At 31.4% G+C, this 14,702-nt stretch carries 9 protein-coding genes; 8 read left to right on the top strand and 1 reads right to left on the bottom strand.

Features of this window, described 5'->3' with window-relative positions:
• Positions 1-331: 331 nt before the first annotated feature.
• Together Q0945_RS01565 and Q0945_RS01560 are read left to right on the top strand one after the other, a co-directional pair.
• Positions 332-1,723 carry a hypothetical protein gene (locus Q0945_RS01565; protein ID WP_299430078.1) on the top strand — a complete coding sequence of 464 codons (1,392 nt, stop codon included), beginning with the start codon at positions 332-334 and terminating at the stop codon, positions 1,721-1,723.
• A gap of 3 nt (positions 1,724-1,726) precedes the next feature.
• Positions 1,727-1,894, top strand: coding sequence for a hypothetical protein (locus tag Q0945_RS01560; RefSeq protein WP_299430076.1), 168 nt, complete (start codon positions 1,727-1,729; stop codon positions 1,892-1,894).
• Positions 1,895-2,330: 436 nt separating this feature from the next.
• On the opposite strand, the gene Q0945_RS16100 is transcribed toward Q0945_RS01560, so the two are convergent.
• Entirely contained in the window at positions 2,331-2,480 is a 150-nt protein-coding gene (locus Q0945_RS16100) for a helix-turn-helix domain-containing protein (protein ID WP_366135617.1), read from the bottom strand.
• A 388-nt stretch (positions 2,481-2,868) separates the two neighbouring features.
• Here Q0945_RS16100 and Q0945_RS01555 point away from each other — a divergent pair, with 388 nt between their 5' ends.
• The 6 genes from Q0945_RS01555 (at position 2,869) to Q0945_RS01530 (ending at position 14,699) form a co-directional block, all read left to right on the top strand.
• Positions 2,869-3,696 (top strand): SDR family oxidoreductase, encoded by an 828-nt coding sequence (locus tag Q0945_RS01555; RefSeq protein WP_299430074.1) that lies wholly within the window; start codon positions 2,869-2,871, stop codon positions 3,694-3,696.
• Positions 3,697-3,715: 19 nt separating this feature from the next.
• On the top strand, positions 3,716-4,690 hold the full coding sequence (locus Q0945_RS01550) for a Gfo/Idh/MocA family oxidoreductase (RefSeq protein ID WP_299430072.1): 975 nt from the start codon (positions 3,716-3,718) through the stop codon (positions 4,688-4,690).
• A 9-nt stretch (positions 4,691-4,699) separates the two neighbouring features.
• Positions 4,700-5,878, top strand: a complete 1,179-nt coding sequence (uxuA, locus tag Q0945_RS01545) for a mannonate dehydratase (RefSeq protein ID WP_299430070.1) — start codon at positions 4,700-4,702, stop codon at positions 5,876-5,878.
• Positions 5,879-7,297, top strand: a complete 1,419-nt coding sequence (uxaC, locus tag Q0945_RS01540) for a glucuronate isomerase (protein ID WP_299430068.1) — start codon at positions 5,879-5,881, stop codon at positions 7,295-7,297.
• A gap of 84 nt (positions 7,298-7,381) precedes the next feature.
• The gene (locus Q0945_RS01535) at positions 7,382-11,494 is read left to right on the top strand and encodes a hybrid sensor histidine kinase/response regulator transcription factor (protein ID WP_299430066.1); all 4,113 of its coding nucleotides are present in this window, start codon (positions 7,382-7,384) and stop codon (positions 11,492-11,494) included.
• A 184-nt stretch (positions 11,495-11,678) separates the two neighbouring features.
• Positions 11,679-14,699, top strand: a complete 3,021-nt coding sequence (locus tag Q0945_RS01530; RefSeq protein ID WP_299430064.1) for a TonB-dependent receptor — start codon at positions 11,679-11,681, stop codon at positions 14,697-14,699.
• Positions 14,700-14,702 lie beyond the last annotated feature (3 nt).

Here is a 14,702-nt window from a genome sequence, read left to right as displayed (position 1 = left end):
TATAATTAATAGTATTTTTTAATATCAGATGTTTGCAGAAAGCTTGATAGTATAAATATAGCAAACACGGTATAGGCTAATTTTTTTATGTTTTTTAAATTATGTGTTAATTGCACATTATCTAAAAGAAAAGTACTTATTTGAATATATTTAAAAAGAAGCAATAGGATGAAAATAAAATTTTCTTACGTCATGATTTTTTATTTTAGCTACGGTACAATACAGGATAGAGTTAATAGAAGCTTCACATATTTTCGTAAATGGCATTTTTTTGCCAGTTTATAGTTTTTTACTAAATACAATCAAATACCTAATCTAACTTTAAAGTGTTATGGATCAAAACAATATTGACGAAGTCATTGAACAGTTAGAAGTTGGTGAGTTTGAAAGAACTCCAGTGCCTTCATCAAAATTAAAAGGGTGGAAATCTTTTTTAGGAATGTATGCAGGTGAGCATGCAGCTGGAACTGAATTTATGATTGGGCCATTGTTTTTAGCAGCCGGAGCCAGTTTAAAAGATTTAGCTGTAGGATTACTTCTTGGTAATATATTAGCTATTCTTACATGGAGATATTTAGTAGCTCCTATAGCTGTATCAAGTAAGTTAACTTTATATTATCAGCTAGAAAAAATAGCAGGAAAACATTTGGTAAAGGTTTATAATGTAGTTAATGGAGTGCTTTTTTGCTTTTTGGCAGGAGCTATGATTACTGTTTCTGCAAGTGCTGTAGGGATTCCATTTAATATAAATTTCACCGTTCCAGAAAATATTTTTGGACTTAGTACTCCCGCATTTTCAACAATTGTAATTATAGTAGGTTTAGTTATGACAGTAGTTGCCGCTGCTGGTTATAATACAGTTTCTAAATTTGCTAATATAGCGGCACCTTGGATGATTGTTGTCTTTGCTGCTTGTGGATTATCTGCATTAACACAAATGGAGGTTACTTCTTGGGACAGTTTAGTTGCAGAATGGAATAAAGGGATAGGAGTAGTTCAGTCTATTAATGGTAAGCAGGATTTTGGTTTTTGGAAAATTGTAATCTTTTCTTGGTTATGTAATGCAGCAATGCATTTTGGAATGGCAGATTTAACTATTATGCGTTTTGCTAAAGATAGCCGTGCAGGATGGGGACCGTCTATAGGGATGTTTTTAGGACACTATATGGCATGGATTTGTGCATCGTTTATGTTAGCAGCGCAAATTAAGCTAACAGGAGATATTTCTGCAAATCCTGGAGCTTTAGCTTGGAGTGCAGTAGGTTGGACAGGTATTATTTGTGTTATTGTAGCTGGATGGACAACTGCTAATCCTACTATTTACAGAGCAGGTCTTGCTTTTCAAAGTTTATTTCCTTCAAATTCGAAAACCTATTCAGGTGTAATTTTAGCAGGTTTGGTTGCAACAGCAGCCGGTATTTTTCCTGCCCTTTCAGGTAAACTTCTTGATTTTGTAGGTTTATACGGTACCATATTAGGCCCTATGGGGGGAGTAATTTTTGTAAATCATTACTTAGCAAAAAAAATGAATTTCATACAAAATTATGCAGATGAAAAAAGAACAGGTTTTAATTTAGCGGTTTTATTAGCTTGGGTTATTCCTGTAGCATTAGGGTTGTTCTTTATTTTTGAAAAAGGTGTGTTTGCTGCATACGCTGTAATACCTTGTTGGATAGCATCTAGTGCATTATATGTAATCATTATGAAATTTCAAAAATCTTAAATTATGAAATTACTGAAAATAATTAGTGGAATAGCAATAGGGGTTTTGATATTATTAGTAAGCATACTTTCGTTTTTAGGTACAATAGATACCGCTAATGTGAATATTTTTATGCTAATTGGAACAATTTTATGGTTTGTTACTACACCTTTCTGGATGAAAGAAGAGTAATAAATGGTTAAGATTTTTTTTATTTTTACTAACTATTTTATTTAAGTCATTATTTTTTATTCCTAATTGGGTTTAATACTCAGAGGTTTGCTTCTAATGAAGAAAATAATAATCTTTGGGCGTGAACCTAGATTTTCCTAAGAGATATAATTTTTTTGTTGCTGCTTTATAATTTCTTTTTTTTAATAAAGTATAGGTGTTTTTTTAGTTCAAAAGTTGATAAAATTGTAGAGAAAATACGTTTGTCAATTCAAGATAGGTATGAAATTCATTTTTTGGAGATTGATTCGAACAAAAACCATATTCATTCTCAATTTCTATTCCAAGCTATATCCCTAGTAAAATCTTAAAAATATTATAGTTAAGGAGATTTTTTATAAGTACTAGGGGTTAAAAGTGTACTCTGGGACGGATTCTTTTTGCGGAATATTCTTCTCTATAATTTTTTTTTGAGCTCTCTGTATATGGTAGGTTTAGCTCTGGAGAGTGTTTTGGCAATGTCACTTTGAGACTTATTTTGTTTCAATAAAATCTCAATAATAACTCTTTTTTTCAGTGTTAATTTTTGACGTTTTTTACTACTCATTTTACAAATCTATATTTTAGATTTGTTGCGTTAAGTTGTTAAATAGAGCTTTTAAAGAAGAATTAATATGTAAATTATTATCAGGTTGGGCAAGAGCTAACCTTGCTATTTATAGAGTCAAGCTATTTTATAGCTGCTAAATTTGTTCTTTTATAATTTTCGATGCTCACAGAATGGATTTTTTGCGGTATTCTGTTTTTAAATTTTAGTAAAAATTAACCAAAATAGCGTGTGCATTAACAGAGAATTATCTAAGAAATCTAAAATTTAGAAATACGTTTTTAAAGCCTTAATTTTAATACAAATAGTTGAAATAAAGATTAGTCTCCTATTTTTTATTATATTTACGTTAACGTACACGTATTTATTATTAATTAAAAGAAATAGAATGAGTAAAGTAGTTGTTTTAACTGGTGCAGGAGGAGTATTATGTAGTGCATTAGCAAGAGCCCTTGCGAAGGAAGGGCATAAAATAGCAGTTTTAGATTTGCGTAAAGAAGCTGCTGAAAGTATTGCAAATGAAATTACTGCGGCTGGTGGTATAGCTATCGGTGTTGCAGCAAATGTTTTAGAAAAAGATTCTTTAGATAAAGCAAAAGTAGAGGTTAATACTAAATTAGGTACCTGTGATATTTTAATTAACGGAGCTGGGGGTAATCATCCTTTAGGAACAACATCAAAACCATTTTTGTTTGAAGAAGATTTAGAAGATACAACAGAGGGGTTTAAGACTTTTTTTGATTTAGATCCTGCAGGAATAAAGTTTGTTTTTGATTTAAACCTAATAGGAACATTGTTGCCAACGCAAGTTTTTGCAAAAGATATGGTGGGTAAGGAAGGGTGTAGTGTTTTAAATATTTCATCTATGAATGCATTTACACCATTAACAAAAATACCAGCTTATAGTGGAGCTAAAGCAGCTGTTTCTAATTTTACTCAATGGTTGGCAGTTCATTTTTCTAAAGTAGGAATTAGAGTTAATGCACTGGCACCAGGATTCTTTTTAACTGACCAAAATAGAAGTTTACTTACAAAAGAGGATGGGGAATTAACTCTTAGGGGAAATCAAATTATAGAACAAACTCCAATGGGTAAATTTGGTAAGCCAGAGGATTTAGTAGGAACAACTTTATGGTTGTGTGGAGAAGGAGCTTCTTTTGTCACTGGTATTGTAGTGCCTATAGATGGTGGTTTTAGTGCGTATAGTGGTGTATAATAATTAACTAATTGGTGAAATGAAAAGGGTAAATAGTTTAATTGTTTGGGGTATTATTGGTTGCGGCGATGTGGCGGAGATTAAAAGTGGCCCAGCGTTTCAAAAAAGTAAAGACTCTGAGTTGTTAGCTGTAATGAGAAGAAATGGAGAATTAGCCAAAGACTTTTCTAGAAGACATAACGTTCCTTTGTGGTACGATAATGTTGAAGAACTTTTAAAGAACCAAGATATTAATGCGGTTTATATTGCTACACCTCCTTCAACTCACTTTGAGTATGCAGTACAAAGTTTAAAAGCAGGTAAAGATGTTTATATAGAAAAGCCAATGGTGCTTTCTGAAGAAGAAGCCAGAAAGTTATGTGTAGAAATAGAAAATAGTGGACAAAAACTTGTTGTTGCTCATTATCGAAGATTTTTACCACTTTACATTAAAATTAAAGAGCTTATTGAAACCAATGCGATTGGTATGATAAATTATGTAAACATTAATTTTTTACAGCCTTATAATTTTAATTCAAAAGCAAGTTGGAGGCTTGATCCTAAAATTTCTGGAGGAGGTTATTTTCATGATTTAGCTCCACATCAAATAGATTTAATGTATCATTTTTTTGGAGATTATATTGATGCAAAAGGATTTTCTGTAAATCAATCAAAAAAGAATGAAGTGGTTGATACTATTAATGGAATTATTAATTTTAAAAATGGTATTCAGTTTCATGGTATTTGGTCTTTTTGTGTAACAAAGTTTTTAGAGGATGATAGGTGTGTAATTAACGGAGAAAAGGGAACTATAGAGTTTTCTTTTTATAAGGATTTTTTGAAGCTAAATATTGAGGGAAAAAAAGAAGAATATAATTTTAGTAATCCAGAAAATATCCAACAACCTCTTATTCAAGAAACAGTTAATTACTTTTTAGGTAAAAGAAATAACCCTTGTTCTGTTAAAGAAGGAGAGGTAGTATTGGCAATTATAAATAAATTTACAAAAAAATAATAAAGTAAAATGGAACAAACATGGAGGTGGTATGGTCCTAAAGACCCTGTAACTTTAGAAGATATAAAACAAGCGGGAGCAACAGGTATTGTTTCTGCATTACATCATATTCCAAACGGGGAAGTTTGGACGGTAGAAGAAATTCAAAAGAGAAAGAAAATTATAGAAAGTGCTGGGCTTAACTGGAGTGTTGTAGAAAGTATTCCAGTACATGAGAATATAAAAACACGTTCAGGAAATTTTCAGGAATATATTGAGAATTATAAAACAAGTATTAAAAATTTAGCATCTAGTGGCGTAACCATAGTTTGCTATAATTTTATGCCAGTTTTAGATTGGACAAGAACAGATTTAAGTTTTCAGGTAGAAGATGGTTCTAAAGCATTGCGTTTTGATGTTATCGCTTTTGCGGCTTTTGAATTATTTTTATTAAAAAGACCTGGAGCAGAAGATAGTTATTCTCATGTGCAGAAAGAGGAAGCAAAAGTTTATGTTGAAAAACTTTCTGATAATGAAAAAAAGCAATTAATCAATAATATAATTGCTGGTTTGCCTGGAGCAGAAGAAGGATATACTTTAGAACAATTTCAAGAAATTTTAGATACTTATAAAGGTATAGATGCGCAGGCTTTAAGAGAAAATTTAGTGTCTTTTTTAAAAGAAATTATTCCTGTAGCTTCTAAAAATAATGTATTAATGTGTATTCACCCAGATGACCCGCCATATCCTATTTTAGGGCTTCCAAGAGTAGTAAGTACCGAGGAAGATTATGCATATTTATTTACTAATGTTCCAGATAGAGCTAATGGTATTACTTTCTGTACTGGTTCTTTAGGGGTAAGAGCAGATAATAATTTGGTGCAAATTTTTAAGCGCTTTGCTGATCGTACGCACTTTTTACATTTAAGAAGTACGAAGAGAGATGAACAAGGTAATTTTTATGAAGCAAATCATCTAGATGGAGATGTAGATATGTATAGTGTTGTTAAAGAAGTTTTGATAGAAGAAAAAAGGCGTAAGGCAGAAGGAAGAAAGGATTATGCCATTCCTGTAAGACCAGATCACGGACACCAAATGTTAGATGATTTACAGAAAAAAACAAATCCAGGGTATTCAGGAATAGGTAGATTACGTGGCTTAGCAGAACTTCGTGGATTGGAATATGGAATCTCTAAAAGCTACACCTAGATGAGTATCATAAATTCAGAAAATTTTATTAGCGATAATTTTTTACTACAGTCCAAAGTAGCAGAAGAGTTATATCATACCTATGCTAAAGATTTACCAATAATTGATTATCATAATCATTTATCCGCGCAGAAAATTGCAGAAAACATGCCTGTTGCAAATATAACAGAAGCATGGTTAAAAGAAGATCACTATAAGTGGCGTGGTATGCGAGCTAATGGTGTGGAAGAAGTTTTTATTACTGGTGCGGCCACCAATAAAGAAAAGTTTTTAAAATGGGCAGATACGGTACCAAATACGTTAAGAAATCCTTTATTTCATTGGACACATTTAGAATTAAAACGCTATTTTAATATTAATGCTATTTTGCAACCCTCTACTGCAGAGATAATTTATGAGCAAGCAAATTCTATTTTAGCTAAGCAAACCCCGGCTCAGTTGCTAGAACAAATGAAAGTAGAAGTTGTTTGTACTACAGATGATCCTTGTGATGACTTAAAATATCATAAACAAATAGCCAAATCTGGAAACTTTTATACTAAAGTGTTACCAACATTTAGATCCGATGAATTATTCTTTATCCAAAAGGAAGACTTTATAGCATACCTATCCAAATTGGGAGCTAGTGCTAGTATAAAAATTAGCACTCTAGATGATTTTTTAGAAGTTATTGATGCACGTATTTTATTTTTTAATACTAATGGATGTAGATTGTCCGATTTTGGAGTTGGAGAAGCATTAAGAATTGAAGACCATACTAAGGAAGAAGTAATGTCAATTTTTGATAAAAAAATAAAAGGAAAAAGACTTTCTGTTACTGAAATAGATAAGTACCGGTCATTTTTATTTATTTATTTAGGAAAAAAATACCATGAATACAATTGGGTGCAACAATACCATTTAGGACCAATTAGAAACAATAATAATTTGTTAGTACAAGAAGTAGGTTTAGATGCAGGTTGTGATTCTATTGGAGACTTTCCAATGGCAGGGTTCATGTCTAAATTATTCAATAAACTAAATACAAGTAATCAACTAGCAAAGACAATTACTTATAATTTAAATCCTGCACAGAACGAAGTTTTTGCAACCATGATGGGTAATTTTCAAAATTCAGATATAGCTGGTAAAATGCAATGGGGTTCTGGATGGTGGTTTCTAGATCAAAAAGACGGAATGGAGAAACAATTAAATACATTATCAAATATGGGGTTGCTTAGTCGTTTTGTAGGCATGTTAACAGATAGTAGAAGTTTTTTATCGTTCCCAAGACACGAATATTTTAGACGTATTTTGTGTAATTTAATAGCGCAAGACGTAAAAGAAGGACTTGTACCTAATGATATAGAATTTCTTGGAAAAATGGTGCAAGATATTTGTTATAATAATGCGGTAAACTATTTTAATTTTGATAGGTAAGTAGTTTTAATAGTTAGAGTTAAAAAACGCTATTTATATAGTTGAAAGATTAAATAGTTTACCTAATTTGTAATATTTTATACAATGCTAAAACAGGTTTTTAATTTATTCTTTCTTTTTTATGTTTGTTTAGGCTTTGCTCAAATAGAACGGAATACTTATCATTTTAAACATTTAAATACTTCTGATGGACTGTCGCAAAGCTCAGTTATAGCAATTGAGCAAGACAAATTAGGACGTATGTGGTTGGGGACGAGGGACGGACTAAATCTATACGATGGAAAAGAGTTTACAATTTATAGAAATATTAATTCAGATAGTACTTCTATAAGCAATAGTGATATACTCTCCATAAAAGAAGATAGTTCGGGCTACATATGGGTAGGTACCTATAATGGTTTAAATAGGTATGATCCTGTTAAAGATTCTTTTAAACGGTTTTATCATTTTAATGATAAAACATCATTATGCAATAATACTATATGGGCTATTGAAGAATTATCTAATGGAGAAATTTGGATAGGAACCTCGAAAGGAATTTCAATTTACGATAAAAACAATGATAACTTTATCAACGTTTACACTAGCAGCAGTAAGGCAAAAGGTGACGACTTACCATCTAATTATGTTCTAAGTATAAAAGAGGCTAAAAATGGTACAGTATGGATAGGCACTTCTAAAGGACTTTTTAAAGTAATTGGTACAAAAGATAGTAGTTATGACTTTACTGTTTTTAAACCAGCAGCTACTGACCAGAAACTTTATATACAAGATATTTCTGCTTGCGATGAAAACACCCTTTGTATTGGTACAAAAAATATGGGTTTACTAAAATTTGATTTAATTTCTGAACGTTTTTTACCAAGTGAAAATACTGATAATGAGGATGTAAGAGCTGTAGAAGCTGGAGATAATGGAATGCTTTGGGTAGGAAGCTCAAACGGAATTACACTATTTGATAAATATGATAATGCAAAGTCTATTAAATATGAACCATCTAATAGAAATAGTTTAAGCCATAATTACATTAAATCTATTTACAAGGATAAAAAAGGTTCTATTTGGATTGGTTCTTATTATGGTGGAGTTGATATTTGGGATATTTCTAATGCCAATTTTATTAATTACACTGAGAATTTTGGAAAAAAGCGTTTAGGACATAAAGTAGTCAGTTCTATAGTAAACGACGATAACGGAAATTTATACTTTGGTACTGAGGGTGGAGGTTTTACTATTTTTAATGAAAAACAAAAGACAACAAATTATATAAATACAACGAATTCAAATTTGTTGCAAAGTGATAATGTTAAATCATTAATGTTAGAAGATGGTATTTTATGGATAGGGACATTTAACAAAGGAGTAAAAACGTATAATATTCAAAATAAAAGATTTGAAAACAATTTAGTTTCTAACCAACTAAAGAATTTACTGGGTAAAACAGGTGTTTACACAATAAAAAAAGGTATAAACCAAGATGTATGGTTGGGAACCTTCGGGTATGGTTTAATTAAATATAATACCAAAGATAAAACTATAACTGAATTTGGTCATATAACGAATATAAAAAATAGTCTATCTAGTAATAGGGTCAGAAGTATATTAGTGGATAAAAATTCAAATATTTGGATTGGAACCCAAAGTGGACTTAATCTTTTGCCACATTCTGAAAAAGGGTATTCTAATACTAATGTGACTAGATTTTTTTACGATAATGAAACCGATTCTGGTGATGATATTCTGTTTATTTATCAAGATAGTAATGGCGTTATATGGCTTAGTATAAGGGCAAAAGGACTGTATTGTTATGATGGTAGAAAGTTTAAGAATGTTAAGCTGGGACTCAATAATCAAATTACTTCCATTTACTCAATTCTTGAAGGAGAAGATAATACTTTGTTAATGAGTAGTAACCAAGGAATTTTAAAGTATAATATACCTGAAGGCACCTTTGTTGTTTATACAAAAAAAGATGGTATTGTTGGTAATGAATTTAGTAGTGGTGCAGCTCTAAAAAAAGGAAAATCAAAATTTTATTTTGGAGGGCCGGAGGGCGTATCTTATTTTGACGCAAGTAAATTGGCCCGAAATAGTTATGTTCCTCAAGTTATACTAACAAATTTAAAGATTAAAAACAGCTCTGTCTCTGTTGGGGAAGAGAATGGGGTTTTATCCCAAAGCATGCCGTTTACTAAAGAAATAATTCTTGATTATGACAAAGCTAACTTTTCAATAGACTATTCTATACCCAATTTTATTAATCCAGAAAGTAATCAATATAAATATCGTTTGGTAGGTTTAGAAGATAATTGGGTGGTTACTAATCTTACTAGAGCAAATTATACAATACAAAAGCCAGGGGAATATATTTTTGAGGTAAAAGGAGCTAATAACGATAGATTATGGAATTCAAAACCAACATCATTGGTCATTATCGTTAAGCCAGCACCATGGTTAAGTAGTTGGGCGTTTTTGCTATATGCCTTATTTATCTTAATTGGCTTATTGGGTTTATATAATATTATAAAATCAAAAACTAAGCTTAAACATAAATTAGAATTAGAGCATTTAGAAAATGAAAGAAATCAAGAGATTAATGATGCTAAATTGCGTTTCTTTACGAATATATCGCATGAATTTAGAACTCCTTTAACCCTTATTACAGGACCATTACAACAATTGTTAGAAAATTACAAGGGTAGTAGAATTGTTTACAAAAAACTATTGGTTATTGAAAGTAATGCAAATCACTTATTACAGTTAATTAATAGATTGATGGATTTTAGAAAGCTAGAGCATAAAAAATATAGCTTAGCAGTTGCAGAGGGTAATTTGGTTAAGTTTTTAAGAGAAATATTTTTATCTTTTTCAGAATTCGCAAAAGTTAATAACTATACATATTCTTTTGAGACTAGCCATGATGAGATTCTGGTATTTTATGATAGATCTAAATTGGAGCAGGTATTTTACAACCTTATTTCTAATGCATTTAAATACACTCCTGCCAACGGTTCCATAGAAATAGTAGTCAGAAAAGAAAAACAATCAGTAAAAATTGAAGTAATTGATTCGGGGCCAGGGATACCCAAAAAATATAAAAATAAAGTTTTTGAACGTTTTTTTGAAATACCCGAATATATAACCGATAATACAGTACAGAGTACTGGTACCGGTATAGGTTTATCTATTGCAAAAAGTATTATAGAACTTCATAAAGGTTATATTTCTTTTAAGAATCGAGAAGAAAAAGGAAGTGTTTTTATTGTAGAACTTAAATTAGGTAGTGCCCATATTCATAATGAAGAAATAATTCAAGATTTTAAGTTTAGTGATGACGTGGGCTTATATACTTCACAATTATCCAATGTTTTACCAGAAAAACCTTTTCTGAATTCGGAAACAATAATATTAGATAAAGAACGTGATGTTGTTTTAGTTGTGGAAGACAATGTACCACTTAGAAGGTTTATTAAAGACTTATTAAAAGACTCTTATAACATTCTTGAAGCTAATAACGGTAAAGAGGCTATGGTAACAGCATTAAAATATGTGCCTTCGTTAATAATTTCAGATGTTATTATGCCAGAAATGGTTGGCACAGAACTTTGTGCTAAAATCAAAGAGAATATAAAAACCAGTCATATTCCTGTGGTTTTATTAACCTCTAGAACCTCATTATTATATAAATATGAAGGTCTTGAGAGTGGGGCAGATGATTACATAAGTAAACCTTTTAATATAAAAGAATTTAAGCTAAGAGTAAAAAATTTGATAGATTCTTCAAGTAGAATGCGTGCAAAGTTTTCTATAGATCAGAATTTTGCTCCCAATGATATTGCTATTTCCTCTTTAGATGAGCAATTATTTAAAAAAGCACTTTTTATAGTAGAAGAGAATATTTCTAATAATCAGTTTGATATCATAACCTTTACTACGGAACTGGGTATTAGTAGGACGTTATTATTTACTAAAATAAAGGCTTGGACTAATTTTACCCCTAACGAATTCATTCAAGAAATTAGAATGAAAAGAGCTGCTCAGCTATTAGAAAAAGGAAGCCTAAATGTTTCTGAAATAAGTTATATGGTAGGCTTTAAAAATCCTAAATACTTTAGTAAATGCTTCCAAAAAAAGTATGGTTTAAGCCCTTCTTCTTATATTGATAAATTCTCAGAAAATTTATTTGATTTGGATTAAATACCTGTATTAATAAAGGGTTTTTGGTTAAATCTGTATTTTTGATACCCTAATTTTGGATTATTGTTAATAGATAGAACTTTAAATTTGACAACAATATATCTAACTACTTTCATACTTTCATTTTATGATTGAATACTAAGCTAGTTTAATTAATAATTAACAATACTCAAAAAATCAACTTATGTTAAAACATGAAAAAACAAAATGGGTAAAAGTACTCCTTTTAAGTGCTTTGCTACTCATAACAAAATTGGGTTTAGCCCAAGACAGTTATAATTTGAGCGGTATGGTAACCGATGAATTAAAAATACCTATACCAGGCGCTAATGTTATTATCAAGAATACAACTACAGGAACTTCTACAGACTTTGATGGTAACTTTTCGATTAGTGTGAATAAAGGGGACGTTTTAGAATTTTCCTATATAGGTTATGCTAAAAAAATAGTTGAAATTACAGGGCAACAAACATTAAATGTTATTCTTTTAGAAGATGCTAGTAAGCTTGAAGAAGTAGTTGTGGTAGGTTATGGTGCGCGTAAGAAAAGTGATATCACAGGTTCTGTATCATCAATTAAATCTGATGAAGTCACAGCTTTTCCTGTTTTAGATGCGCAACAAGCTTTACAAGGTCGAGCTGCTGGTGTTGCTGTTCAATCTAATAACGGTGGAGAACCAGGAACTCCAATTAATGTAACTATTAGAGGTAATACATCAATAAATGCTAGTAGCGCAGCTCTTGTTGTTGTAGATGGTTTTGTAGGAGCAACTTACCCACAACCTGGGGATATTGAATCTGTTGAGGTATTAAAAGATGCTTCTGCTACCGCTATTTATGGATCCCGAGGTGCTAATGGTGTTATTCTTATTACAACTAAAAAAGGTAGAAAAGGTAAAATGACTATTGAACTAAATAGTAATTACGCTGTGCAAAGTACATCTAACAGATTAGATTTGCTAGATGCTGGCCAATTTTCAGATTACACTAGAGCAATTAACCCTTCATATACACAAGGCACTGCTAATACAGATTGGCAAGATTTAATTTACACAACGGGACATACTACAAGCCATCAGTTATCATTTTCAGGCGGATCAGACAATGTTAACTTTTACGTCTCAGGAAATTATTTTGATCAAAAAGGTGTGGTAATCAATTCTGGTTTCGAGCGTTTTTCATTTTTAAGTAATATAGATGCTCAAATCAGTGATAAACTAAAACTAGGATTTAATGCCTTTGGAAGCAGAAGTACTAAAAATGGTGTTTCTACGCAAGCCAATAGCGGAGGACGTGGAAGTGGCGATGTTATATCTATAGCATATAGGTTTGCACCAGATTTAGGTGTTTTAGATGAAAATAGAAATAATACATTCAATTCAGTAGGTGATGATATTGATAACCCTTTTGCTGTAGCTTCCGAGCGTGTTGATGAAACTTTAGAAGATATATACAGAGCAAATTTTTATGGTGAATATGAAATCATCGAAGGATTAAAGTTTAAATCTACATTCGGTTTTAGTTCTAGAAACCAAACTCGTGGTCAGTTCACTCCTTCAACCTTAATAACCTCTGCAGGAGACCAAGGAGGAATTTCAGGAATTGCCAACTTAAAAAACACAAATTTATTAACTGAAAATTACCTAACGTATACTAAAGAAATAGGTAAAGGAAATTTAACCTTATTGGCTGGTTATTCTTATCAAAAAGATAGAACTGTAAGGAATTCATCTGGAGCTGAAGGGTTTGTAACTAATAGTGTTTCTTATTTTAATTTAGGAACAGCATCTACACCTTTATTTCCAAGCTCTTTTTTAAGTGAGTTTGAGATTCAGTCTCAGTATGGACGTATCAATTATGATTATGATGATAAATATTTAATCACATTCACAGCACGACGAGATGGTGCTTCAAACTTCGCAAAGAATAATAAATATGCGTTTTTCCCTTCAGGAGCTTTGGGTTGGAAAATATCAAATGAAGACTTCTTATTAGATAATGAAACTATATCTAACCTTAAATTAAGAGCAAGTTATGGTGTCACAGGTAATCCATCTATTGCTCCTTACCAATCTTTAGCTACATTGCAGTCAATTTACGCAGTAACTGGAGATCAAACTGTAAATGCAGTAGTTTCAGGAAGACCTGCAAATGCAAACCTAAAATGGGAATCTTCATATCAAACTAATTTTGGTGTTGATTTAGGTTTATTCCAAAACAAAATATCGTTAAGTGTAGATGTGTATAATATCGAAACTAAAGACATAATAGTAGGTAATAGTAATACTCCAGAATATACAGGGTTCCTAAACCCTAATTTCTTAGATAACATTGGAGAAATAAATAACAGAGGTGTAGAAATTAGTCTTTCTACTAGAAACGTAAGTACCGATAATTTTTCATGGTCAACAGATTTTAACTGGTCTAAAAATAGAAATACCGTAGAAAAGCTATTTGGAGATGATGTAGACTTCTTTTTACCCTCAGCAGCACCAGGACACTTTTTGCAAGACGAAACTCATATTTTAAGAGAAGGGGAAGCGCTTGGACAGTTTTTTGGTTATGAATACAGAGGTGTATATCAAGGCGGAGCGTTGCCTGATGGAACAGCTACATTTAGCGGAGCTGTTGCTGGAGATGAATTATTTACAGATATAGATGGTAGTGGAGAAATTAGTTCGAGCGATAGAAAAATCATTGGGGACCCTAATCAAGACTGGACATTTGGATTTAATAACACCTTTAAGTACAAGAATTTTGATTTAGGTGTTTTCTTCCAAGGAGCAGTAGGAGGCGATATATATAGCTTTACTTTATCAGAGTTAGCATCAGGTGGTTCAAATGCTACTACTGAAGCGATAAATGCATGGTCGCCAACTAACACAGATACTAATGTGCCTTCACCAGCTACTAGAGAGAAGCGCATGAATTCTAGATTTATTTTTGACGGTACGTATGTTCGTTTAAAAAACTTAGTGTTAGGATATAATTTACCTCAAGATATTACTGAGAAAATAGGAATGGATAATATTAGATTTTCACTTAGTGGGCAAAATTTGTTAACATTTACAGATTATCCAGGAACAGACCCTGAGGTGAGTTACAGAGCATCAGGCTCGCAGAATGGTAATGTAAATCAAGGATTCGATTATGGTAATTACCCTAATATAGAATCTGTAACACTTAGTGTGAATCTTAAATTCTAAAAA

This window comes from uncultured Maribacter sp., assembly GCF_947500405.1.
Classification (GTDB): domain Bacteria; phylum Bacteroidota; class Bacteroidia; order Flavobacteriales; family Flavobacteriaceae; genus Maribacter_B.
This window is presented reverse-complemented; position numbering and strand designations above follow the sequence as displayed.

Bases quoted from the DNA above. Each gene is read 5' to 3' on its own strand.
- Q0945_RS01565 (WP_299430078.1), top strand. From the start codon at position 332: ATGGATCAAAACAATATTGACGAAGTCATTGAACAGTTAGAAGTTGGT.
- Q0945_RS01560 (WP_299430076.1), top strand. From the start codon at position 1,727: ATGAAATTACTGAAAATAATTAGTGGAATAGCAATAGGGGTTTTGATA.
- Q0945_RS16100 (WP_366135617.1), bottom strand. From the start codon at position 2,480: ATGAGTAGTAAAAAACGTCAAAAATTAACACTGAAAAAAAGAGTTATT.
- Q0945_RS01555 (WP_299430074.1), top strand. From the start codon at position 2,869: ATGAGTAAAGTAGTTGTTTTAACTGGTGCAGGAGGAGTATTATGTAGT.
- Q0945_RS01550 (WP_299430072.1), top strand. From the start codon at position 3,716: ATGAAAAGGGTAAATAGTTTAATTGTTTGGGGTATTATTGGTTGCGGC.
- uxuA (WP_299430070.1), top strand. From the start codon at position 4,700: ATGGAACAAACATGGAGGTGGTATGGTCCTAAAGACCCTGTAACTTTA.
- uxaC (WP_299430068.1), top strand. From the start codon at position 5,879: ATGAGTATCATAAATTCAGAAAATTTTATTAGCGATAATTTTTTACTA.
- Q0945_RS01535 (WP_299430066.1), top strand. From the start codon at position 7,382: ATGCTAAAACAGGTTTTTAATTTATTCTTTCTTTTTTATGTTTGTTTA.
- Q0945_RS01530 (WP_299430064.1), top strand. From the start codon at position 11,679: ATGTTAAAACATGAAAAAACAAAATGGGTAAAAGTACTCCTTTTAAGT.